This window comes from Heyndrickxia sp. FW510-T9 (assembly GCF_058781025.1).
The window spans coordinates 15072-39140 of the sequence record NZ_JBYSWK010000027.1 but is presented as its reverse complement, the minus strand read 5'-3'; the positions used below and the strand labels follow the sequence as shown (position 1 = coordinate 39140).

The 24069-nt window shown below is 36.8% G+C and carries 21 protein-coding genes and 3 pseudogenes; 19 read left to right on the top strand and 5 right to left on the bottom strand.

From position 1 onward, the window contains the following. The first annotated feature begins 8 nt into the window (after positions 1–8). On the top strand, positions 9–683 hold the full coding sequence (locus AC3WJF_RS14280) for a hypothetical protein (protein WP_492453277.1): 675 nt from the start codon (positions 9–11) through the stop codon (positions 681–683). A gap of 304 nt (positions 684–987) precedes the next feature. Here the strand turns inward: AC3WJF_RS14280 and AC3WJF_RS14275 are convergent. Continuing rightward, positions 988–1509 (bottom strand): annotated as a pseudogene (locus AC3WJF_RS14275) (P-loop NTPase family protein). A gap of 178 nt (positions 1510–1687) precedes the next feature. Between AC3WJF_RS14275 and AC3WJF_RS14270 the strand changes: the two are divergent. From AC3WJF_RS14270 to AC3WJF_RS14255, 4 genes are all read left to right on the top strand, one after another. After that, positions 1688–2212, top strand: a complete 525-nt coding sequence (locus AC3WJF_RS14270; protein ID WP_492453275.1) for a GNAT family N-acetyltransferase — start codon at positions 1688–1690, stop codon at positions 2210–2212. Between the two features lie 137 nt (positions 2213–2349). Continuing rightward, a complete protein-coding gene (locus AC3WJF_RS14265; protein ID WP_492453274.1) occupies positions 2350–3108 on the top strand; it encodes a class I SAM-dependent methyltransferase in 759 nt (252 codons plus the stop codon). Positions 3109–3412: 304 nt separating this feature from the next. Further along, positions 3413–4531 carry a GAF domain-containing sensor histidine kinase gene (locus AC3WJF_RS14260; protein WP_492453272.1) on the top strand — a complete coding sequence of 373 codons (1119 nt, stop codon included), beginning with the start codon at positions 3413–3415 and terminating at the stop codon, positions 4529–4531. A 12-nt stretch (positions 4532–4543) separates the two neighbouring features. After that, complete coding sequence (locus AC3WJF_RS14255) at positions 4544–5182, top strand: response regulator (RefSeq protein ID WP_492453326.1); 639 nt, start codon at positions 4544–4546, stop codon at positions 5180–5182. 117 nt (positions 5183–5299) lie between these two features. On the opposite strand, the gene maa is transcribed toward AC3WJF_RS14255, so the two are convergent. Then, positions 5300–5860 (bottom strand): maltose O-acetyltransferase, encoded by a 561-nt coding sequence (maa, locus tag AC3WJF_RS14250; protein ID WP_492453270.1) that lies wholly within the window; start codon positions 5858–5860, stop codon positions 5300–5302. A gap of 1251 nt (positions 5861–7111) precedes the next feature. On the opposite strand from maa, the pseudogene AC3WJF_RS14245 reads away from it, so the two are divergent. Together AC3WJF_RS14245 and AC3WJF_RS14240 are read left to right on the top strand one after the other, a co-directional pair. Then, positions 7112–7426: pseudogene (locus AC3WJF_RS14245) on the top strand (VOC family protein); the annotation flags it as partial. Between the two features lie 321 nt (positions 7427–7747). Then, positions 7748–8161, top strand: a complete 414-nt coding sequence (locus AC3WJF_RS14240) for a VOC family protein (protein WP_492453324.1) — start codon at positions 7748–7750, stop codon at positions 8159–8161. A gap of 79 nt (positions 8162–8240) precedes the next feature. Here the strand turns inward: AC3WJF_RS14240 and dacB are convergent, their stop codons facing one another. From dacB to AC3WJF_RS14225, 3 genes are all read right to left on the bottom strand, one after another. Further along, positions 8241–9731: a D-alanyl-D-alanine carboxypeptidase/D-alanyl-D-alanine endopeptidase gene (gene dacB, locus AC3WJF_RS14235; protein WP_492453268.1), complete on the bottom strand. Its 1491-nt coding sequence runs from the start codon at positions 9729–9731 to the stop codon at positions 8241–8243. A 266-nt stretch (positions 9732–9997) separates the two neighbouring features. Continuing rightward, complete coding sequence (locus AC3WJF_RS14230; RefSeq protein WP_492453267.1) at positions 9998–11089, bottom strand: alpha/beta fold hydrolase; 1092 nt, start codon at positions 11087–11089, stop codon at positions 9998–10000. A gap of 5 nt (positions 11090–11094) precedes the next feature. Beyond that, entirely contained in the window at positions 11095–12018 is a 924-nt protein-coding gene (locus AC3WJF_RS14225; RefSeq protein WP_492453265.1) for a helix-turn-helix domain-containing protein, read from the bottom strand. A 597-nt stretch (positions 12019–12615) separates the two neighbouring features. On the opposite strand from AC3WJF_RS14225, the gene AC3WJF_RS14220 reads away from it, so the two are divergent. The 12 genes and pseudogenes from AC3WJF_RS14220 (at position 12616) to AC3WJF_RS14165 (ending at position 23988) form a co-directional block, all read left to right on the top strand. Then, positions 12616–13374, top strand: a complete 759-nt coding sequence (locus AC3WJF_RS14220; protein ID WP_492453263.1) for a nucleotidyltransferase domain-containing protein — start codon at positions 12616–12618, stop codon at positions 13372–13374. 347 nt (positions 13375–13721) lie between these two features. Beyond that, positions 13722–13928 (top strand): gamma-type small acid-soluble spore protein, encoded by a 207-nt coding sequence (locus AC3WJF_RS14215; protein WP_492453261.1) that lies wholly within the window; start codon positions 13722–13724, stop codon positions 13926–13928. Positions 13929–14783: 855 nt separating this feature from the next. Next, positions 14784–15323 carry a sigma-70 family RNA polymerase sigma factor gene (locus AC3WJF_RS14210; protein ID WP_492453259.1) on the top strand — a complete coding sequence of 180 codons (540 nt, stop codon included), beginning with the start codon at positions 14784–14786 and terminating at the stop codon, positions 15321–15323. After that, positions 15304–16299, top strand: coding sequence for a DUF4179 domain-containing protein (locus AC3WJF_RS14205; protein WP_492453257.1), 996 nt, complete (start codon positions 15304–15306; stop codon positions 16297–16299). Before AC3WJF_RS14210 ends, AC3WJF_RS14205 begins: the two co-directional genes overlap by 20 nt. 24 nt (positions 16300–16323) lie before the next feature. Next, positions 16324–16797 (top strand): GNAT family N-acetyltransferase, encoded by a 474-nt coding sequence (locus AC3WJF_RS14200; protein WP_492453255.1) that lies wholly within the window; start codon positions 16324–16326, stop codon positions 16795–16797. A gap of 112 nt (positions 16798–16909) precedes the next feature. Then, a pseudogene (locus AC3WJF_RS14195) lies at positions 16910–17440 on the top strand (SF0329 family protein). Positions 17441–18168: 728 nt separating this feature from the next. Then, on the top strand, positions 18169–18645 hold the full coding sequence (locus AC3WJF_RS14190) for a MarR family winged helix-turn-helix transcriptional regulator (protein ID WP_492453253.1): 477 nt from the start codon (positions 18169–18171) through the stop codon (positions 18643–18645). Positions 18646–18648: 3 nt separating this feature from the next. After that, positions 18649–20280: an MDR family MFS transporter gene (locus AC3WJF_RS14185; RefSeq protein WP_492453251.1), complete on the top strand. Its 1632-nt coding sequence runs from the start codon at positions 18649–18651 to the stop codon at positions 20278–20280. Between the two features lie 353 nt (positions 20281–20633). After that, positions 20634–20963 carry a chaperone CsaA gene (gene csaA, locus AC3WJF_RS14180; protein ID WP_492453249.1) on the top strand — a complete coding sequence of 110 codons (330 nt, stop codon included), beginning with the start codon at positions 20634–20636 and terminating at the stop codon, positions 20961–20963. Positions 20964–21555: 592 nt separating this feature from the next. Beyond that, positions 21556–21888: a hypothetical protein gene (locus tag AC3WJF_RS14175; RefSeq protein WP_492453247.1), complete on the top strand. Its 333-nt coding sequence runs from the start codon at positions 21556–21558 to the stop codon at positions 21886–21888. Positions 21889–22454: 566 nt separating this feature from the next. Next, on the top strand, positions 22455–22682 hold the full coding sequence (locus AC3WJF_RS14170; protein WP_492453245.1) for a hypothetical protein: 228 nt from the start codon (positions 22455–22457) through the stop codon (positions 22680–22682). A 211-nt stretch (positions 22683–22893) separates the two neighbouring features. Next, positions 22894–23988: a metallophosphoesterase gene (locus AC3WJF_RS14165; RefSeq protein ID WP_492453242.1), complete on the top strand. Its 1095-nt coding sequence runs from the start codon at positions 22894–22896 to the stop codon at positions 23986–23988. The last annotated feature ends 81 nt before the right edge of the window (positions 23989–24069 follow it).

Genomic DNA, 24069 nt, shown 5'->3' with positions numbered 1-24069 from the left:
TGATATTATTGAAAGTGGGCAAGGCGGTACTTAATAATATAGCGTGGTGCGGAGTGGTTTGTGATACCCATGGGATTGATTATGTTTGGAGGGGAAATCTGTGGGGGGTACTTACGGAAGCTCCACTGTTTTATCCAGAAGTTATAACAGCGAATAAGGAAGCCATGTTAGAAGAGTTAAAGTATTTTATTGAAAATGGGAAAATCAGTAGTTTGAAAGATAGTTATGCAAATCTTGATTTGTCGTCTTTTGGTTTTACAAAATTATTTGATGCAGAATGGATTTGTCACCTGCCTGTTTCAGGTATAGAACCACCTCAAACAAAATGGCGCGTGATTACAACGGAACAAGATTTAGAACAATGGAATTCGCAAAGCGGTTTGGTTGATGTGATAAAGCAGAATCTATTAGAATATGAAAATGTGAAAATTTTTATGTTATGGAACGACAAAGGAGTTTCGGGATTCATCACCAATGCGAATGCGGGTGTTGTAGGGATATCCAATGTATTTTCGGTAGGTCAAGACAATGAGAATTTATGGAGAGAGATTCCTAGAATCGTTTCGGATGAATATCCGGGGATGACGATGGTGGGATATGAGCATGATACTGACCTTCGTTTAGCTAAAGAAACTGGCTGGGAGACTTTGGGACCTTTAAGAGTGTGGATCAAATCGGAATGATGGTAGTAGGAGATTAGAGAGAAAAGAATTATAGAAGGGAATCAAGTTTGATTTCAAGTCAGCGACGGGAAACAGGGCATGAGAAAGGAATCGTGCCCGAATCCGTAAGCGGAAGTCACCGAAGGGAACAATACCGAAAGAATCGTGCCCCAATCCGGAAGTGGGAATCATCGAGGGGAACGATATCGAAAGAATCGTGCCCGAATTCGTAAGCGGGAGTCATCGAAAGGAACAATTCTAATAAAATCGTTGTAGTTTCCAAATGTCAAAATTAAAATGTGGCACAAAAACCGATCTATCAACTCTATGAAGCATTCAATGCAATATTCTCAAGATACTCCCTAATCTCTTTCTTAGTTTTTAGCTCAATAATTGTCTTATCAGACCCGAAAGTCCGAAATCGTTCTACCATTTTCCTTTTACGTGGATATTATGTAGTGTAAATGAATTTGAGGAACTTCCATTCCATTGTCTCTGGGCAGCCTTCACCCAAATCTGGGCGTGTTCGTCCGATATTCGAAATCCATCTTTTTAACACTCGATATAGGCAAACGGCTAAAGGGAGCTCCAGATAAATAATTGTGTCAGCAAATTCTGAACGAATATCAAAGGAATTGCTGTAGTTTCCTTCAATAATCCACTGATCGTTTTTTACGATTTCTTTCTGAGCATTGCGAAATTCTTCTAATGATGATTCCACCCATCCCGGTTTCCAATAGTAGTAATCTAAATGATATACCTCTTTGTTTAAAATCTCCCCTAGTTTTCTAGCAAATGTAGTTTTTCCAACGCCTGGTGAAATACCAATTACCATAATACGCTTCACCTAACAACCTCCTAACAATGCCAAAATAATTACCTAATCTATTTTTTGAAAAGTATGGATACTCAAGTTGTCATAATTATATATAGTAATAGAAAAATATAGGGAAAGGAACTAAAATCTAATATATGATGGTAAGTAAACGATAGATCATTGTTAAATTGAAAAAGGTGGGGTAATCATGATTTATTTCGAATCGGAAAGGCTTTATTTTCGCGATTTTAAGGAAGAAGATCTGCCAGAGTTTAAGAGAATGAATTCGGATCCAGAAGTGATGAGATTTTTCCCAAAAATGCTCACGTACGAAGAAACAGAGCAGTTCTATCAAAGAATTATGAAAGAGTTTGAAACATGTGGATATGGTTTATATGCGGTGGAACGAAAGGATACTGGGGAGTTCATCGGCTTTATTGGCTTTCATCAAGCTACTTTCGAAGCAGACTTCACACCTTGTGTGGAAATTGGCTGGCGTTTAAAAAAAGATGCATGGGGACATGGGTTTGCAACTGAAGGAGCAAAGGCGTGTTTAAATTATGCCAAAACAGCATTTGATTTTGACAATATTTATAGTTTCACAGCTCAGGTTAATACTCCATCTGAATGTGTCATGCAAAAGATTGGTTTAGTGAAAATCAAAACATTTTTACACCCAAAAGTTGATCCTAATAGCCGATTGTCCTTACATGTTTTATATGCTTTGAAATAGGGCTAAGGCTAAGGTTAATAAGGATCGAGTCATTATTAATCAAACGTTTGATTAAATCAAGTTTAGATTAATGAAGGAAAATATTAAAGGTTTTTTCCTCCACATATCGAATTAGAAGACGATGGAGGGGAATGAAAATGACTAATCAAATTTTGAATCGAAATAAGCTTAGCTGGAACGTTGTAGCTCATCACTTTAATGGGAAGGACGCCTTGCCAAGCTATGGTCCTTATGCCCAAACAGAGGATGAACTGCAATTGTTTGGAGATATGGCAAATAAAAAAGTACTAGATATTGGCTATGGAAGTGGACATTCCTTACTTTATATGGAAAATAAAGGTGCTAGTGAATTATGGGGAGTGGATTTATCTGAAGTACAAAAAGGTGCGGCAGAAGAAACACTTAAGGATGTAAATGCCCGCTTGTATTGTGCGCCGATGGAAGAAGATATCGGTTTACCGAAGCGATATTTTGACTGTGTCTATTCCATTTATGCAATCGGGTGGACTACGGATTTAGCTGGTACTTTTCGATTGATTTATTCTTATTTAAAAAAAGGTGGCAGTTTTATTTTTAGCTGGGATCATCCATTATATGTCCATGTAAAAAGTGAAAATGGCCAGATTTTCTTAGATAGCTCTTATCAGCAGGAAGGAACCGTTACATATAAAAGATTCAAAGGTGAAGAAGCACCGATGGTCATTCATAAACGAAAGATGAGTACATACATTAATGAATTAATAAAAGCTGGCTTCGTAATCGATACAGTGGTGGAGAGTGATGTACCTGCTGAGCTAATTTCGGCAGAGGCAGAGGTTTCAGATCGTTATTATTCACTCTATAAAGCACAAAGATTTCCAACAACGATGATAATCAAGGCGGTTAAGAATGAATAAAAACATAGTATAAATAACAGGTTTATACCTTGTATAAGTTGGTGACTCCCGGGTAAAAACAAGTCGGAAGGGGAGTGAACTTATGAACATTGCTAATTTGTTTATTGATGGGAATACTGCCAATTATCCATCGGTTTTTTCATTAAACCCACCAATTTTAAAGTTAATCCTCAAATTGGTTGCACATTTGAGTACTAAATATAAACTCTACGACTTTAGTCGTAATGGTAATTTAGCCATATGAACGATGAAATCTATTACACTGCCTGCTATGATAACGTAAAGACTTTGGAGGGAGAAGATTTTGCTAAAAATCATCCAAAATTCGGAACTACTCATTCTTAAGGAAATTGCTGAACTATTAAATGAAAGTACCGAGGTAGATAAAATGCTGCCAGAAGTGTTAAAAAAATTGCTAAGCGTCACGGGGCTCGAAATTGGCTGGATGTTCCTCGTGGACGGAGATGGAGGATATCGGCTTGTTGCGAAGGAGTCTTTGCCTCCCGCTCTGTCTTTTAATGAGTGCAGACCAATGTGTAGCGGAGAATGCTGGTGTATTAATCGCTATAATATTGGGCGATTGCATAAAGCGACAAATATTATAGAATGCAAGCGAATTGAAGACGCATTGGAGATTAAAAGCGGTGCAACGAATGGTTTAACGCATCATGCAACAGTACCTCTACGGGCAGGGGATGAAAAATTCGGGATTCTTAACGTTGGTTCACCAAACAAAACAAGCTTTGAAGCAAATGAATTAGCATTATTAGAATCTGTCGCCTTTCAAATTGGAACCGCTTTGAAACGAATTAGGCTAAGCCAAAAAGAGCAGGAAACAGCTTTGATTGCAGAACGTAATCGATTGGCTCGTGATCTCCATGATTCCGTTAATCAATTACTTTTTTCTCTAAGCCTAACAGCAAGGGGAGGAATGGAAGTAGCGGAAGAGGAAGGGATTAAGGAAACATTCTCTTACCTACAGGATTTAGCACAGGAAGCTTTAGGAGAGATGCGGGCTTTAATTTGGCAGCTAAGACCGATTGGATTGGAGCATGGAATTGTAAGCTCTCTAAAATCATATGGACAAATGCTGAATTTAAATATGATAACAAAAATAAGTGGCGTAGCTGGGCTCCCAGGAAAAGTAGAGGAAGCTCTCTGGAGAATCGGACAAGAGGCGCTGGCAAATTGTAAAAAGCATTCGCAAGTATCAGAGGTAGAACTTAACTTATCTGTCCGTGATCACAAAGTGAGAATGACGATTTGTGACTATGGTTGTGGATTTCATTACACGGAACAAAATGATATACCATCTCTCGGCTTAAAAAGTATGAAGTCTCGTACCGAAAGCTTAAATGGGGAATTTCAGTTAACAAGCTCACCTGGTAAGGGTACCCAAATTCAGATAACGATACCGATTTAGGAGGCGATTATGATGGGGATTCGCATTCTCATTGCCGATGATCATCATGTAGTCAGACGTGGACTAGTATTTTTTTTGAAAACGCAAAATGGGATTGAAATAGTCGGAGAAGCAATTAATGGAAAAGAAGCGGTTGAAAAAGCAGCGGAGTTACTTCCTGACCTTATCCTGATGGATCTTGATATGCCGATTATGAATGGAATTGAAGCAACAAAAACAATTAAAGAGAAGCACGAAGAAATGAAAATTTTAATTTTGACAAGCTTCTCTGACCAAGATCATGTTATTCCAGCTATGGAAGCGGGAGCGTCAGGTTATCAACTAAAAGATATTGAACCTGATGAATTGGTCCGATCCATCCAGGCGATCATAAAGGGAGAAAACCAGCTACATCCAATAGCAACCTCCCATTTGTTAAATAACTTAACAAAGTCGAAAACGGAACGCATGCCAATAGATGAATTAACAAAGCGCGAGCTAGAGGTGTTACGGGAAATCGTAAATGGCAAAAGCAACAAAGAAATTGCATCTTCCCTCTACATTACTGAAAAAACAGTGAAAACGCATATAACAAATATTTTATCAAAGCTTGGTATGGCCGACCGGACACAGGCGGCATTATTTGCAGTTCGTTCTGGGATGTTTGATTAAAAGGCTTCGCATTTTGGGTAAAAAAGATAATAGATGTGGAGCTAAATGATAAGTCCTGTACGAAAAAAGGAAAATAATCAAATAGCTCCTTACCATCCATTCACTCAGAAAAAATACTTATAACTCAATTTTCTTTATTATTTTTGCGGGATTCCCGCCGACTACCACATTATCAGGTACATCCTTCGTCACTATCGCTCCAGAGGCAATGACTACATTATCACCGATTTTTACACCAGGATTTATTACTGCCCTGCCACCTATCCACACATTGTCTCCAATCGTCACCGGTTTTCCAAATTCTTTTCCGGAAATGCGCTCAATCGGGTCCAATGGATGTGTGGCCGTGTAAATATGTACACCTGGTGCCATCATACAGTTATCCCCAATCCGCACCTCACAAACATCTAAAATTACACAGTCAAAATTAGCATAAAAGTTTTTACCCACATGGATGTTGGAGCCGTAATCACATCGGAATGTTGGCTCTATGAAACTATTTTCTCCTGTCGAACCAAATAATTCTTTTAGTAGCTTTTCGCGGGTATCATTATCTGTCTCCAATGTCTGATTATACAGTCTTGTTAATCTGCGAGCATTTATACGTTCGTGTACTAATTCAGGGTCTGCAGCAATATATAGTTCACCATTTAACATTTTATCTTTTTCTGTTTTCATTTGCTTCTCCTTAGTAATTCATTTGTTACTTCATTTTAGCACAATTTTCCTACCACCACCTTTTTGCCAAACAGAAAGAAGTGAAAAATGCACAAGCTGTTCTTGATCGGGGTATCGACAAGATAGCTTGAAAGAACACTCGCAATGTTCTCTAAAGACCAACAAACGGCGGTTTTTCGAAGGAACTGTCCTTTAGACGTGATCAAAAGCCCAACAGACATCGATTTTTCGAAGGAACTGTCCTTTAGACGTGATCAAAAGACCAACAGACATCGATTATTCAAAGGAACTGTCCTTTAGACATGATCAAAAGTCCAACAGACATAGATTATTCGAAGGAACTGTCCTTTAGACGTGATCAAAAGTCCAACAGACATTGATTATACAAAGGAACTGTCCTTTAGAAGGAATCAAAAGACCAACAGACATCGATTATTCAAAGGAACTGTCCTTTAGACGTGATCAAAAGACCAACAGATAGTAGTTTTTCCCGAAGGTTTACCTTATGCCACTTCAAAATAGAACTGGTAGTGGTTCTTAATGAAAATATCCTTTTGTCTGCTTCAAAAGAACATCTTGCTACAGTTTTTCTACGAAAATAAAGAGTTTCAAGGATCAGTTTGCTTTGAAATATGCAGGAGCTGCTCCTTGACCGAGACTACCAAAGACAAAATTGCTTTAAAGAATGCTTACATTACCCTGTTGAAGAACAAGATTCCTGCAAAGATTACTCACTATGTACTCCATATCCAAGGCGGATTTTCCTACACATATCAGCCTCTTTACCGTTTCATCTCCTACCTCCGTAGTACCTTTCTACGACTAAAGTTTGAAATTATTTCAATCAATGTGTGGATTCGGATTTTTCGGGTAAAGCTTAATATATAGTTATAGAACGAATAACATTTCCAACTTAACTAAACTACTGACAATAGATTTAATCATTATCAAAAAAAATTAAATGGAGGCTTTAACATGCTAATGTCATATGAGCAATTAGAAATCAGGAAATTAATTCAACAGGAGATGGTAAAGAAGAACCGTCGTTTGTGGGGACATCGCGAAAACAGTAAAAAGAAAAAACAATAAGTTATATTAGGCATTCCAACTAAATGTTGGGATGCCATCTTTAAGAAAAGCTATGTAAAACAGTATTGATGCGATTAAAACGCAACTTGACTAAATATTTATAAATTTATGTATTTTCTGAGGTTTTATATTTAAAAAATAAAAGGAAAATAGGGAGAAAACATGAAAATATACCGTGTGCAGTTAAATACTTTTCACTTAGAAGAAATGAAGGAGTTTTATACGAAACTATTGCAAATGGAGTTAGTTTACGAGACTGATAATGGTTTTGCTGTTTTAGCCGGAACTACAAGAGTTTATTTTGAAAAATGCGATACTCAGCCATACTACCATATTTGTTTCCGATTGGGATCAGAGTTTTTTGATGAAATATTTAACAACTTAAACCAGGAAAATATCCTCCTTTCAAACAATGAAGGAGAAGTCAGCATGTATTGGGAGGGGAAACAAGCCTACTTTTTCGATCCGGATGGCAATATCCTAGAAATTTTGGAGCGGCCGTTTCAACATGAAGGCGCTGAGCCGAAGAAATGGCATGATGTAGGAGAAGTTGGAATGCCAAGTCATAATCTGTATGAGCTACGTGATTTTCTTTCTCCGAATGTGGACAATCAATTTGAAGCAGAACATGATTTGTTTTCCTTTTTCGGGAAGGAAGATGGGGTATCCGTATTAGTAAAAACAGGGCGGAACTGGTTTCCAACGAATCGTCCGGCAGAATTACATCCTATTAAACTAGTAGTAAGTGGAAAAAAAGATGCACATTTGGAACATCCGACTCTACCATATGAAATAACCGTGCGAAAAGAATGGTCCTCATCACTTCCTGTAGTGCAATTCCGAATCGCTAGACCGACGAATCAATTGCAAAAGATTATTGAATTTTACGGTGAGGGATTAGGTCTAGAGAAAGTCGGCGAGTTCCATAAGCATGAAGGGTATGATGGTGTGATGTTTGGCTTGCCTGATAGAACTTACCATTTGGAATTTACACAGCATGAAAATGGGAGTGCTATTCCACGACCTCCTGAAGATCAATTGCTTGTTTTTTATATTGCAGACACTTTTCAATGGAATGAAACGTCGAAACGATTGATGGACATGGGGTACCGTCAAGTTCCATCGGAAAATCCGTATTGGGACCGCGGTGGAATTACGATAGAGGATCCTGATGGATATCGGGTTGTATTAATAAATACAGTTGGGATTTGATTGAATCGATGGAGGCAGGTGCCTGGTACCCAAATAGGTTTATGAACATAAGAAATAGCGGATAGCTTCATGCTGTCCGCTATTGATTTGCTAATATAGCACATATCTTATCCTCGATATTTTTTCCTTTTGATTCATCGGTTAAATTATTTAACAAAATGGAAAATATGAGCTGCTTTCCACTTTTGGTTTTTACATATCCAGATAAAGAGCTAATAGTTGAAAGGGAGCCTGTTTTGGCAAAGACTTTTCCTTTTAAAGGAGCCGAATTCATTCGATAACGCAATGTTCCTCCGACCATTTTGTCCTTTTCCCCAGCCACTGGGAGGGAATGGAGATAAGATTTAAACCACTTCTGATTCTGTATTTCGAATAATAGCTTTGAAATCTCGGCCGCGGGTACTAGGTCGATATGAGAGATACCAGAGCCGTCTCTTAATACAAGTGTATTTGGATGTACGTCAAGCTTAGACAATTGTGCCTTTACTACATCAAGTCCTTTGTCCCAGCTGCCTTCACCCTTTACAACTTTCCCCATTTCCTTTACTAAAATTTCCGCATGACCATTATTGCTCAATTTCATAAAAGGAACGAGCAGTTGTTTTAATGGAATAGATTTATGTGAGATCAATAATTGGGAGCTATCTGGCGTTGCACCTGTTTTCGTCTTTCCTTCTATTCTAATTCCATTTTTCGTAAGTGCTTGCCGAAATATATCTAATGCATAAGAAGTAGGTTCCCATACAGCTAGCCATTCCTTTGTAGTCGGAGCTTTGTAAGGAATCGTTCCCGTAATTACAATGGTATTGGAACCATGTTTTCTTTCCAGCTTAATTTCCTTCCGGCTATCCGGCGAAACTGTTACAGCGTGGTTAACAATTTTCACATAATTTGTTTGGGGAGTGACATGAATGGTTGCAGAAGATCCGATTCTGCTCCCTGGCTTTACTTCCACTATCACAGTTCCAGCATCATAATCCTTGTCGGGTGAGACAGTTAGTGCTGAAACCTGCGTTCCGTAATAACTGGTTTCATCGCTCCACATGAGATCGGTGGATAACCGTACATTATCAAACCATGTGTCATCACCTATGAGATCTCCTTTGATCACCTTTATTCCCTTTTTTCGAATATCATTCGCTATTTTCTCAAAATCCTTTTTCAATAGGGTCGGGTCTCCTTTTCCTTTTAAGAAAAGATTTCCCTGCAAAGTATTTCCCTTTTTTCTCCCGTTTATGAAGACCTCCGTACTGAACCGATAATTCTCTCCCAAAGAAGAGAGAGCCGCAGCCGCTGTAAGTAGTTTCATATTGGATGCAGGCCGTAATCGGACATTTCCAAGATGATCATATATGACTTGACCTGTTGATGCTGACCGAATACTTATTCCTGCAATGGCACCATTAAGGCTTGGTTCTCTATTTATAAGATGATTTAACTGAGTAGAAAGTCCTCCTTTTTCTTCCATTGCATGAACATTGGCGGGAGGGGCTTTGACATGAAGATTAGGAATAAACGCTAGCATAAAGACGAACAAAATAATTAGAAGCTTATGTATTTTTCTTTTCAAACATTATCACCCCATTCATTTAGTATGGACGAATTATTGTTTTGGAATTCTATTATTTTATATGCTTGGTTAGAAGAAAACAGTATGGAAAAATTCGTATATATTATAGAAGACAAACGGTATTGTAAGGTAAATATAAATAAAAAAGCGCCTCATGCATAGGCACTTTTATTGTGGGACAAACAACGGGTCCTACTTACTGTTTCCTACAACCAACTGAAAGTGAGTTTCCCGCAAATATATAACTACGAGTAGGCATCTGTTTACTAGGCAAAAAAAAGACGAAGTTCTTGGGCTATTAATTCCGGCTTGCCTCCTTTATTAGTATTGCTGACATCACAAGCAGCTCCATGGTCAAGTCCTGAAAATTCAATACGTCTAACATGCGGTAATGCGCTCTCTAAAGCATTAAGGGAGGGTTTTAACCAAGATAGTCCTTTGCTCCCGCCTAGCAATAGTACCTCGGCATTCACAGATCTAAAGCGATCCAAGGTGCCAGTCATCTCTTCGAGTATCACCCCTTCATAATGCAATGTAGGAGCGAGCATCCTCATCGTAATATCGCCTTCTTTTGCTTTTTTATCTTCACTAGTCATAGCCATGTTAGTAAGTGACTCAAGCAGCCAGCGTGGCATGATGTTGAAAATAGGAGGCCCCAATTCCAATCCTTTCATACAAGTAATGAGTGCTGCTGCCACCTTACCTTGAGCCATCTCCTGGTCAAAACGTGCCAACCATGCCGTTCGTTCTGAGCCACTTATCAAGAGTGCTGGTTCATAAAGTGCGATTTTTTCAATAACCGGTAGGCTAAGTGCTGCTTGAAGTGAGATTAGTCCACCTGCACTGACCCCAAAGACTTTGCGTGCGCCTGTTTCGTTTAGAAGTGCCTCGAGATCTTCAACTTCTCTCTGGATGCTGTAGTCTTTGCCGAATGGTCCGCTTAGGCCACGACCACGGCGATCAAGAACATAGACTGTGAAAATATCAGCCAATTCATTTGCAAGTTGTATAAAGTTTTGCGACGACACGTTTGAACCGTGTACCACCACTAGACCTGGACCATCACCAAGTTGGCGAAAGCCGATTCGAGTGCCGTCTTTGGAGATTACATAGCCAGTCTCCGGCGTGGATGCATTCGATTTACTTTTTGATGGACGAAGATCAGAGTTATTCGAATTAATCTGGGTATCGTTCGTCATTTGAAACACCTCCTGAATTGCACATAATTTTATTAGCATAATAATATTATTAAAGATATTTTGAATGTATTCTTGTTTAACAATAATAATCTTTTGTAAAATCCCTAGCCAAGAATCAAAAAACCGCCAAGCTACCAGCAAGACGGGTTTTCGAAGCATCCAAACTACTTTTCCTTATTCATCAAATTTTTTACTAATCCAATCAATGTCTCCCTACCCAAAAATGGAGCAAGACCTGTTAAAATATCCGAGTTCATATTTTCAGATCCGACTTTGCCGATTAATCTTTCGATACCTTCCCTCCCTAAAAAAGGAGCAAGACCCATAATTCGATCTATATCTAGATTCTCATCAGAAACATGATTCACCAAATCATTTAACCGTTCTCTACTAATAAATGGGGCAAGTGCTTCCACATAACTCCAGTTGATAGTCCCATCTATAGCCCCTTCCAAGAGTTTGTCTACATAGTCTCTATCAAGAAAAGGAACCAACCCAACTAAATCAGGAATAGATAAAGAATCATCAATGGTTTTATCCACTAATTTCGCTAATGTATCTTTACTGATGAAAGGAGCAAGCCCTTTAACCATTTCCCAGTCTATATCTTCTAACGACATTTGTTGGATTAATTCTTCCAATGCTTCTGATCCTATAAATGGTGCTAGTCTCATAATCACATCTAAATTAAATGCACTTGAATCTATATTTTCGGTTACCTTATCCAAAGCACTGGCTTTGACCATTGGTGCTACATCCACTATTTCCTCTACACTAACTTCTCCGGAATTGACCATTTCCGCTACATTTTCTGGTTTACTTTCATTGAGATCATCAACCATTTTCCCAATGTGTCGGTATTTCCAACGATCTACTGTCTCGCCAGCATTCATGATTTCGTCAACCGTTACCTCGAAAATATGTGCAATCATCGGCAATGTCCCAATATCTGGCATGGATTCCCCACGTTCCCATTTGGATACAGCCTGATGACTAACATTTAATTGATCCGCTAATTCCAATTGCGTCAAATCTTTGTCTTTACGAAGCTTGGAAATATATACGCCTATTTTACGTGTATCGAGCATTTTTATAGCCCTCCTAAGGTAAAGTGTACAGTGCGCACTGCTTAATTTGATGGTATCATTTTCACCCTTCACATTCTATCAACAGCTGGTTGAATGCCCATTAATATTTATTCAACAGCTGGTTGAATCATCCTTCTTTAAAAAAATTTTTATAAAATAGGGTGTCCTTTTCTGCTTATAAATGGAAAGGACCATTTGAATGAAGGAGGGGCTGAACTTGAACAAACTATTAATCAATGAAAACACGCTAATGGACTTTAAGCGATGTCATGGTGGATTTGCATTTTTATTTTAAAAAACAGTTAATATCAAACCAAGCTACATACTCAACGGACATCAGATCCGTTATCTGTGAAAAAATAGGGTATTTTGTGATGTTTGCGGACAGAGAATCCCTTATTTAATGAAAAAATAGTAATTTCTTTATGTTTTTACGTTCATAACGGAATCAGTGTCCGCTTAGCCCTTAAATTAGCCCTATTTAATAAAAATAACGGATTTCATGTCCGCTTAGGGAACTTCTTTCATGGAGGAAAAAGGAATATGACCAGGCATACCGAATTATTTTAAAAAGGAAATGTTAAAGGAGATTCAATTATGTTGCGACAAGAAATAGCTGTAGAAAAAATAGTGGAAAGTTTAAAGCAAGATAAAGCGGTTCAGGCGATTTTCCTAAAAGGCTCAATGGGACGAAATGAATACGATGAACACTCCGATATTGACCTCTATTGTCTTGTTCATCAGGAGAATGAAGAGGATTTTTTAACAAGGCGCATAAACCATTTACAGTCTTATCGAGAAATTATTTTTTACGATGATATTTTTATTGTGGCTCCACAAATTATTGCAGTATTCGATGATATGCTTCACATTGATTTGTTCACCGTGACAAAGGAATCCTTTGTTGAGAAGGATTATTTTAAAGTGTTGTACGACCCTAGTCATATGTTAGATGAATTCATTGATACTCAAGGATTAACACTCTCTGAATCAGAATATAGCGATGACGTGGATGATGTAGCTTGGTTTTTGTTCCAATATCAAAAAACTGCAGCAAGAGGAAATGATGTTTGGGCGGTGAGAATGCTGACGAATGTTATGCATCATTTAGCAAGAGTGCTTTTGCAAAGGTATGTGCCTGATCGAGCACAATTAGGATTGAAGACAATTGAGCAATCACTTCCGTCATCTTTAGTAGCGGAACTTGAACAGATCTTTGAAAATATTACGCCAAGCCGCCACAGAAAGGCGGTAGAACAGATTCGGAGTCTTGTTTCAAAGGAACTGGATTGGATTAAGCTGAATTTAACACAAGGTGATCAGATCATTCCTTTATTAGAGAAGATGCTTGAGTAAAAACCACTTAGGTATCGACTCCGTTTTTCCTTCCGAATGAGATATGCCTCCTTATTAGCGTATGGATCGTTTCAAGCGCTAACCGAAATACCCAATTTCAACGGGAAACATGCGAAGTGACAATTATGCGATTAATAGTAAAGAGTCAAATCTAGATTGGGTTAATCAGTCAGGCCTCTTGGAGGACGAATAATTTTCGAATATATTAATCTTGAAATATATACATTATGTATCAGCAGTTCAAGAATAACGAAAATTACCATAAAATAGTAAGAATAATAAAAAGTAATGTATAAGAGATTCTCTAAGTGAAAAGATAATTCCAAACAATACGAGGAGGATCTATTATGGATAAAAGTAATAATGATGCATTTACAGTCGCCGGAACAAATATTGATGAAGTAAAAAGTAAAAATGCAGAGTCAGGAATGTCTTATAACGAAGTAAAAGAATGGCTGGCCAGGACAACAGGTGGCCATGGGACAGCGATTTATAGCGATACGGACGTTGAAGAGATAAAGAGGAAGAACCAGATGAATATGAAAAGAGATTAAAGAACATGGGGACGGTTCTTGTGTTTCCATCCTCCTTAGTTGGAGGGAAAGGTTCGTGGCCAAATTTAAGTTCGTAACAAGTAAGACAAAACCACAATAGTAGATTTTTAAAAACTTCCGCTATATTATATTTGAATTATCTAAAGTCAGGGTATACTATAAATGTATAAACATAAAATAAACCAAGGAGCGACAACTCCTTGGTACAAACTTGTAACTACTGTCAGTAGGACGGTATGTTCAGGTAAGTTAATTACTAGAAGAACCACCCTTACGTTTGCGACGACGCGGGTGGTTTTTCTTTGTCGTTTTTCTGCTCACTATTCGCTGTGCAAAAGCGGTAGCAAGCGCTGCAAAGAATACATTTATGGTATTCTCTATTAACGACTTGAAAACATCCATAGGTACATCACCTCCTTACCTATAAAAGGAAGGGGAACATACCGCCCGCATCAAAGTAGTTACTATAAAAAGTATAACATTGAATTATTTATTAACATCAAAAAAGACAGAATATTTCAAAGGAAATAGAACAAATTTTATTTTCATACTGATTACCCCCAATTACTATACCAATCTTTATAGAGTTATTACCCATGAATGACAGCTGTTACCCACTTATATCTTCTAGATGATTAATTGTTAAAAACCATAGTTTTAAGATTAAGAGTATTATGCTTGCTATAATAATTTGAATGATTTTCAAATGACCAAATTTCTACAAAAGGGCCATAGGTTGAAAAAGTCGAAGTCGTTTTTTTTTGTATTTAGGATCTAAATTTTACTTTGCTAATTTAGTTTTAAACTTTTTTTGATTAATACTGCTCTAATAATATGAAAGGAGTTATCGATAGTATGGAAAATATAAATGTTGTTAAAAAAGCCATAAAAGGTGATGAGCAAGCATTTGAACTATTACTAAAACAAGAGAGCAGTAAACTGTATAGAACTGCATTTTTATATGTAGGGAATAAAGAAGATGCTTTAGACGTTGTCCAAGATACAGTTTGTAAAGCATATGAATCTATTGGCAAATTGAAAAACCCGGAATATTTTAGTACCTGGATTATTAGAATATTGATTCGAACCGCTTATCGGATACTGGAGAGGAACAAGAAGCTAACAACGATTGATTATGAGTCTTTAGCCAATTTGCAGGACCATAAAGTCATCGAAATTCATCAGAACATCGACCTTGCAGATGCACTAAATAGGTTAAACGAAAATGATAGAACAGCCATCATTTTATTCTATTATCATGCTTTACCTATACATATGATCGCAACAATGATGAATAAACCTGAAGGAACAGTAAAATCCTACCTCAGACGTGCCAAGATTGAATTGAAAAAGATATTGGGGGGAGAGAACTATTATGAACAAAACATGGTTTAATGTAGAAACGGAAAATATTGAAGTACCTGTGGATGAATTATTTTCAGCAATCGATAAAGGTATCGAAAAAGGAAGACGGAAGAAAAAGAATAAAAAGAAATCAAAGTTAGCAGTCTCCATTATTTCCATAGCAGCTTCTCTTCTATTGGTTTCAGGCTTTTTATTTTCTCCAATGGCAAAAGTTTTGGCGTGTGTTCCAGTAATAGGATCAATGTATGAATCAATTTATCAATCCCTTTATATAAAAATGGGAAAAGAATTAGCAGCGAAAAATTTAGTAACAGAAATAAATCAAACGGCTTCAGACAAAGGTATTACTATTACATTAACGAGTGTTTATTATGATGGAATTTATATAGGAGTTACATTTAAAGCTAAAGGAAAACCCTTGGACCATTATGTACCATTAGGTGAGCGCGGGGTAGAATTGATGGATTATTCAGATTACGAGTGTGTTCAATATGATAGACAAGGACATAACATTATGAAGGGAGATGGGGTTCTTCGAAAGGTTGACGATTATTACATGTCTGCATTCGAGCTTGAACAAAATCCATATAAAAAAAATCTCCCGAAAGATTTTACCCTTCCGCTTACTTTCAAGAATATCGGGGGTATAAACGGTAATTGGCATTTTGAAATACCGGTTAAGCAGCTTCCGTTAAAAACACTAACATTCGAAAATAGTACATCTCAAGACAAAACCCATTCCTTTACGCTGAAATCAATGGAAATTGGTAAATCGAATTTACGATTATATTATAAAACAAATATTGGAATGGATAATTTATACTTTAGAGTTATCGATGATAAAGGAAATAATTTAACGGAAAATATTTTTATGGTGGGGGATGACATGGCTATATTTCATACCGGAATAGGTGATACCAAATATTTAATGATCTACCCTCAATTTAAAGGGTACCTGAAATATATAGATATGGAGCCCATTATGGTTAAGGTGCAAGAAAATTAAGAGAATATGAATAAAGGGATTAATATGAGATTTCGTTCGGTAAAAGGATCGGACTACTATGCAATATCTCCCCTAATTAATGATTGGTGGGGAGGAAGACAAATGTCTGATAAGTTACCCAAATTATTCTTTGATCATTTTACCAATACAAGTTTCATTGCTGAAATAGAAGGAGAAATTGTAGGATTCTTAATAGGTTTCCTCTCTCAATCTCATTCTAATGAGGCATATATACACTTTGTAGGAGTTGATCCCGAAAATAGAAAGCATAGCATCGGAAAAAGATTATATAACGAATTCTTTAAAGTAGTTAAAGAAAATGGCCGGAAAACTGTTCGTTGTGTAACGGCTCCTGTCAACAAAGTCTCGATTGCTTATCATACCAAGATGGGGTTTGAAATTGAAAATGGAGATAAATTAATTGATGGTATTTCCGTCAATTCTGATTATGATGGTCCCAATCAGGATAGAGTATTATTTGTAAAAAAGTTAGTTTGAATTAAAAATAATTTTCTATCAAATAAGATGTTCCTTTTTTCATTGATCAATTTTAAGGATCATATTGATGAATAGATTATGGTTGGAATTTATGAGTTAAAGGAGTTACAGAATGTATAGTCCGAAATGGAGTAAAGTAAAAAAGCAATTAAAGAGTTTTACGTGTGATTCATTAAAAAACCGGATTGATTTTCATATTATTAATTACCGAAAAGCCCATGATCAATCGGGTAGGGCAGTTATTACTGTCGATAAGAAAGAAATATTATGTATGTGTACAATCAAGGCTTAAAGAGAAATGTATAGAAAGAAATGGGATATTAGAGCAGAGCAAAATATTGAATACGATATCAATAATTATGAGCAAAACTTAGAAATTGGAATACAAGCTCATGAAATGATTAAAACCGAGGGGATTTTGGCTCAGTATGATTTTTTTGATGCAATGGAAGAATACCTTAGTTCCCCGATAGAAATGTCCTTAAATTCTACTAATATTATTATAAAAGTCCTTTCCTTAATAGATAGGAGAGTAGGTAAGAGAACATTACAAAAACTCAATGAGTCTATTGAAACTGAACATGAGAGTATTAGGTATTTTTTTGAATTGAGGTGTGATGCTGAGGGAATAAGTCTTAATTAAATATGAACAAGAGGATGTACCTTGTAATTTCATTTTCTTTAGATGGAGGAAGGTTTCCAGGTCCCAGCTTAAGTGATGACTAGTAAAGCGCATTTGCTATATTAGATTTTTAAAAACCTCTGTCATTTTTATTTTTGAATTTTCTCAGGTAAAAGTAAGCTATTAATGTGCAAACAGGAGTTATACCCCCTTGTCTAAAACTGAAACTATTGCCACTGAGACTGTATGTTCAGGTTAAATGAGTTTAACTAAAAGAACCACCTTTACGTTTTGATCAACACGGATGGTTCTTTTTTGCCGTTTTTTGTTCCTATATCTACTATTCGAAATGCAAAAGCGCGAAAAATACATTTACTATATTCTCCATTAACGACATGCAAACATCCATCGGTTTATCCGTTTTTTACCTATAAAAGGCATTAAAGTAGTTACTTCAATAAGTGTAGCATCACGGCTAGAAGGAAATAATATAGCCAAACATGAATGAAATAAGAAGGTAGAATTTAATCCGTGAATCTATTATAAGAAGGGCATAATCTACCGGTAAAAACATTCATTTGGTATAAAAACATTAAATCCAATAACCTAGCAAATTTCATTATACTATGGAGAAATTTTTCGTTGACAATGAAAAAAAATGCTTATATAGTTTAAACATTAAATACGTTAAATACATTAAATGTTAAATCCCTAAATTAAGTAATATATAAAATTAAGGAGAGTTAGTTTTGAACGAGAATCTCGATTCATTGACCGAGCGATTTGATAAAGCTTTTATTGTATTGATGCAAAACTTAGGTCCACAATTAATAAGCCGAGCTCAATTAGGTTTAACGCCAAGTCAGGTATTTATGTTGCATCTCATTCAAAAAGAAGATCAACATACTGTGTCAAAACTGGCGGATAAAATGGAGGTTGCTCCGAGTGCGATTACGGTTATGCTCGATCGATTGGAAAACCACGGCTTTGTAAGCCGCACGCGGGATAAAGTTGATCGTCGGGTTGTTATAATCAAGTTGACCAATGCAGGTAAGGAAAAATTGAAGCAGGTTTTAGATGTTAGAAAAAACATTTTGCAACATTGCTTTAAACAGATGAAATCTAATGAATTGGATTCTTTTATTCAGTCTTTAGAAAAATTATCGTCCATTGCTCACGTGATGGATATAAATGAAATTATTGATTTATCTAATAGGGAGGAATAAGTTATGGCAGGACAAGAAGTACAAACGACGAACCAAATAACAGGTTCAAAAAAGTGGTGGGCGCTCGCAACGGTTCTTTTAACAATGTTTTTCTCGTCAATGGATCAGACGGTTGTTTCCACCGCAATGCCTACTATTATTGGCGATTTACATGGATTAAATATGTATGCTTGGGTATTTACAGCCTATATGATGGCTTCTTCTGTTACCATTCCGATTTATGGTAAATTGTCCGATGTATTTGGACGTAAGCCATTCTATTTATTTGGTCTTATCATGTTTGCACTTGGATCTGCAGTATCGGGGCAGGCACATACGATGACCGAACTAATTTGGGCGCGAGCTTTTCAGGGAATTGGTGCTGGTGCTATGATGAGTATGCCGCGTGCCACTGTCGGTGACATTTTTACTCCAAAAGAACGAGGGAAATGGATGGGTGTTATGATGGCAGTGTTTGGCTTGTCCAGCATTATCGGTCCAGCTCTTGGTGGATGGATTACGGATACCTTTTCATGGAGATGGGTGTTTTATATTAATTTACCGTTTGCCATACTTGCCATCATCGGTGTAATGGTTACGTTACCTAAAGTACGGGCAGAACATCGAGTTAAGGTAGACTGGCTTGGTTCTGTCATTTTAGTCGCTGGTTTAATTCCGATTTTACTTGGTTTTACATGGGCAGGTACGAAATACGCCTGGGGATCCCCAATTGAATTAGCGCTGTTTATCGGTGGTTTAATTATTCTTGTATTTTTTATTTTGTGGGAGCGTAAGGCAGAAGACCCATTACTTGCACCATCTTTGTTTAAGAATCGTATTTTTAGCACCTCGCTTGTTTTAGGTGTCTTGATTGGGATGACCATGTTTGGCAGCCTTATGTTCTTACCAGTCTATGTTCAAGGGGTAATCGGATTAAATGCACAAAGCAGTGGATGGGTCATGTCGCCAATGATGATTGGTTTTATTGTTGGAAGTATCGTTTCTGGTCAAGTTATGTCGAAAACAGGTCGGTATAAGTATCTTGCATGGGCTAGTGGTGCCGTGATTGTGGTTGGATCCATTTTATTAAACCAAATGGATATTCATACAAAATGGATGACCGTGGCAATGAACATGGTTGTCCTTGGGTTAGGTATTGGCTCGTTGATGCCGCTTATGAATATGGTTGTGCAAAATGCGTTCCCTTACAAGATGATGGGTACCGTGAACTCGACACAGCAATTTGTGAGTTCACTTGGAGGGGTAATTGCTTCCCCAATCTTTGGCTCCATTCTGAACAAATCATTCACTCATAAGTTTAACGAAACAATACCAGCTTCATTGGAACAGTTTAAAAGTAAGTTAGCTGATATGAATCCACAAGCACTTTTGACTTCTGAAGCACAACAACAGATTGCATCCCAGTTTAATAAGTTTGGTGCTACGGGACATCAGATGTACCTTCAACTAATGGATACGGTGAAGGCTTCCTTAACGTATGGTGTTCAACATTTGTTCTTGGTTGGTTTAGTTTTCGCTGTTCTAAGTTTCATAGGCACCTTCTTCCTACCAGAGGTCAAACTCAAAGGCAAAGAGTACTTTCAATCTGAAAGTGCTAAAGCTAAAAAGACGGACGAAGGAGAAACGCAGAACTAGAGAACACGGGGACGGTTCTCGTGTTTCAATTTTTATGAAAGTTGGATTGAGGGGCAGTCTCAAGTCGCAATTCTAGGTGGAAACTAATAAGACAAATTTGTGATTTTAGACAGGGTATGCTCTAAATATATACACATAAAATAAACCAAGGAGCTGTGACTCCTTGGCCAAATCTGCAACTACTGCCAGCAGTGACGGTATGTTCAGGCTAAATTAGTTTAACGAGAAGAACCACCCTTACGTTTTTGGCGACGTGTTGGTGGTTCTTCTTTGTCATGATTGTTTGATTTCCCCTCTATTAAGTAATATTGTAAAATCAAGATAAATGCAAAAAAAAATGGGAGGAAATAATCATGGCAACCATTGAAGATTTTCTGAAATTGGATATTCGCATAGGTACTGTTTTGAAAGCGGAGCCTTTTCCGGAAGCTAGAAAACCTGCTATAAAATTAGAAATTGATTTTGGTGAATTCGGAATTAAACAATCTTCGGCACAAATAACACAAAGATATAAGCCTGAACACCTTATTGGAAAACAAGTAGTCGCAGTCTTAAACTTCCCACCTAGACGCATTGCAGGCTTTAAGTCAGAAGTATTAGTGCTAGGGGGAGTTCCCGAAGAAGGTGACGTAGTACTTTTAAAACCGGATGAATCGGTTAAGAATGGTACACCGATTAGTTAGGATGGTATAAAAGTAAAATTCTTGTTAAACTTACGCGATTCTAATAGATCGCGTTTTTTGGATTATAATAAGTTGGTCTGTGGACGTTTATTTTGGGTCTAAAGTCCCGATTCGCGAGATTAATAACAAAATTCACGAGATTAGAAGGCGTTTTCGCGAGATTATTATTCATTTTCATGAGATTATTCTTAAGAATCACGAGAAAAATTTTCATATATAAAAAAATTGGCTTGAAAAAGGAATCATTTATCGAATTTTGTCGAACTGTTTCTTATTGACATTCTCTTTCAAACTATGTAAATATTTTACTAAAGAATATACTCTTCTCCATGACATCTTAGGGAAGATTAAACTACGAAACTTCTCCTTTTATTGTGGCCACCCGGAAATACCACATATCTTTCACTTCAAAGTAACATTACTTTTTAACTCCAATGTTATCATTTCTATCGAAAAATTTTTCATTATGTTTATTAAACCTAAAGTTTAATTCTGTTTCACTATGGTTAAACCGCCTTATGAGTATATGGCTTCAATAGTTCTGTGTACTTGTAAAGGTTTAAAATAAATTAATCCAAAGGAGGATTCATTAATGGGACATGATATTTATGGGTGCAATAAAAGGGGAGAAGAAATTGCTTATATTCGCTTTACCATGGGGGATTCTTGTGCCCACTTATTTTACAATTTATTAGAGGCAACGAATTGTTATGCAGGTGCTAGCGGGTCAGGTGAAAGTAAAAATTTTTCATTGCAACAAATGGAAAAAGCATTGAAGGCAAAAAATGAAATATTTAATAATGATTCCACTAGCCAACCAAAAAATGACTTTTTAGTTTGGCAGCAAAATGAAATTCTTAAATTTATTACTAGCTGTTTAGACACGGCGCGAAAAGAAGGAAATGTCAAAGTGATTTTTTGTTAATGTTTTTCTTGATTGATTTCCCCGCATATTCCCTTTCAGTCAAAACCCTAATAATCACCTTGTAGATAACCTCAACCAATAGCCTATCAAGCAATATAAATGTTCATCCTAAAAATCAAAATCTTTCAAACCTGGAAAGAGTTGATAGAATGATGGAGGAGCAGGTACTAATTTTTATGAGAGAAAGATGAATGAGGGATAATTTGAATTTTCTCAGGTTAGGGTATACTGAAAAAATACACACATAAAATAAACCGAGGAGCGGTAACTCCTTAGTCAATAACTGTAACTACTGCCAGAGGATGGTATGTTTTGGTTGTTTATTTTTTGCGAGAAGAACCACCTATTCGTTTTCGTTGACGCGGGTGGTTTTTCTTTGTCGTTTTTCTCCGCTTGCTGCTTACTATTCACTACCACCTTACATGGCCACATTTCTATTGAAGTCTGTCTGAGGTGGACAAATCACTGAAATGTCCACGAGCCTGGTACCATTGCATACCATTAACAATAAGGATTATGATGAATATGGATATTGTAATCAAAGGACGTAAGGAGGGGGCATTCTTATGACTCATGGAAATCCGGTTACCGGCTTTATTATCTTCCTAGTAGTCATACCATTTTTAGTGTACCGCTGGAAGACTACGCATTTTGAATGTCCAACTTGTGGGTGTTCATTTAAGGTTTCATTTTCTAATTACTTTATCACACGTCACAGGTTTAATGCACGATATGTAACTTGTCCAAATTGTTATACAACGGCGATGATGGTTCCAATACCAGATCGTAAATGACGAAGGATTAACAAGTAAGTAATGATGTACAAATTGGTAGTTTATTAGAATAAATCCAAAATAGACCCTACACTCATCAAACGTTTCACCGAGCGTTTTTGGTATTATTTCTACTTAACATTTTCAAATAGATAACTAAAGGAAAATCAAGGATATTATCGAATAAATTAACCTACAAAACGAAAAACGACAAAAAGGAGAGGCATCATCATTGGAAAAAATAAAACAACTATTTATCCCAACTCAATCAAGAATCATTGTGATTTCCGATATTCATGGAGAATTAGAGCTTTTTCAAAAGTTATTAAAGAAAGTTCATTTTTCCAAAGAGGATTACCTCATTATTAATGGTGACCTTTGTGAAAAAGGCAGAAACAGTATGGGAGTAATCGAGTATGTAATGGAACTTTCCTCGCACAATCCGAAGGTGCATGTAATCGAAGGCAACTGTGAAGCATTAATGGAGGTGCTCTTAAATGAAAATCCGAAGTTGATCAATTATTTATGTACAAGAAAGCATTCCATAATGAATGAATGGCTAGAGAAAATCAGTTATACAATTACTAGCGAATCGAGTATTCAAGAGGTAAAAGAACGGTTATCTTCTCATTTTTCTAAGGAAATCAAATGGCTAACAGATTTACCAACTGCGATAGAAACAGATGATTATATATTCGTACATGCAGGTCTTGCAGATGTAGAAAACTGGAAAGACACTGATAGGGAAGATGCCATAGCGATACCAGCATTTCTAAATAAGTCTCATCAAGCGAATAAAAATGTAATCGTTGGACATTGGCCAGTAGGGAACTATACCTCACAAGTATTATCAAACAATCCCATTATTAATAAAGAGAAAAAAATCATTGCAATCGATGGTGGGAATAACGTGAAAAATTCTGGCCAATTAAATGCGTTTATGATTAATCCATCAAGCTCCGAAAAAGTCTATTCCTATACATACGTGGATCATTTTCCTACATGTCAAACAGTAAAAGAATTTACAGCTGATCCATCTAAAACTGGCGGAATTTCTTTTCCGAATTATGCTATTACTCCACTTGAAAAAGGGGAACATTTCACGTTGTGTAATCAGGAAGTAACAGGTCAAAAACTTTATGTTAAAAATGAATACATTCTTCAAACTGAAACAGGTTTTACAGCAAAAGATGATATATCTTGTGCACAAATCAATGTGAAAAAAGGGGATATCGTTTCCATACTGGACGATAGCTGTGAGGGATATGTTTTAATAAAAAAAGACGGAATTGTTGGCTGGGTAATTAAAGAAGCTTTGGTGTCATAATATTGCTATCATTGTTCCTCCTTATGAGTACGTGTTCTTTATTTTTCGGTTCCGTAAAAAAACTAAATTCCTATAAGGCTA

Coding starts and splice junctions, on each gene's coding strand:
- AC3WJF_RS14270 (WP_492453275.1), top strand. CDS start 1,688: ATGATTTATTTCGAATCGGAAAGGCTTTATTTTCGCGATTTTAAGGAA.
- AC3WJF_RS14265 (WP_492453274.1), top strand. CDS start 2,350: ATGACTAATCAAATTTTGAATCGAAATAAGCTTAGCTGGAACGTTGTA.
- AC3WJF_RS14255 (WP_492453326.1), top strand. CDS start 4,544: ATGGGGATTCGCATTCTCATTGCCGATGATCATCATGTAGTCAGACGT.
- maa (WP_492453270.1), bottom strand. CDS start 5,860: ATGAAAACAGAAAAAGATAAAATGTTAAATGGTGAACTATATATTGCT.
- AC3WJF_RS14230 (WP_492453267.1), bottom strand. CDS start 11,089: ATGCTTCGAAAACCCGTCTTGCTGGTAGCTTGGCGGTTTTTTGATTCT.
- AC3WJF_RS14225 (WP_492453265.1), bottom strand. CDS start 12,018: ATGCTCGATACACGTAAAATAGGCGTATATATTTCCAAGCTTCGTAAA.
- AC3WJF_RS14220 (WP_492453263.1), top strand. CDS start 12,616: ATGTTGCGACAAGAAATAGCTGTAGAAAAAATAGTGGAAAGTTTAAAG.
- AC3WJF_RS14215 (WP_492453261.1), top strand. CDS start 13,722: ATGGATAAAAGTAATAATGATGCATTTACAGTCGCCGGAACAAATATT.
- AC3WJF_RS14210 (WP_492453259.1), top strand. CDS start 14,784: ATGGAAAATATAAATGTTGTTAAAAAAGCCATAAAAGGTGATGAGCAA.
- AC3WJF_RS14205 (WP_492453257.1), top strand. CDS start 15,304: ATGAACAAAACATGGTTTAATGTAGAAACGGAAAATATTGAAGTACCT.
- AC3WJF_RS14200 (WP_492453255.1), top strand. CDS start 16,324: ATGAGATTTCGTTCGGTAAAAGGATCGGACTACTATGCAATATCTCCC.
- AC3WJF_RS14185 (WP_492453251.1), top strand. CDS start 18,649: ATGGCAGGACAAGAAGTACAAACGACGAACCAAATAACAGGTTCAAAA.
- csaA (WP_492453249.1), top strand. CDS start 20,634: ATGGCAACCATTGAAGATTTTCTGAAATTGGATATTCGCATAGGTACT.
- AC3WJF_RS14175 (WP_492453247.1), top strand. CDS start 21,556: ATGGGACATGATATTTATGGGTGCAATAAAAGGGGAGAAGAAATTGCT.
- AC3WJF_RS14170 (WP_492453245.1), top strand. CDS start 22,455: ATGACTCATGGAAATCCGGTTACCGGCTTTATTATCTTCCTAGTAGTC.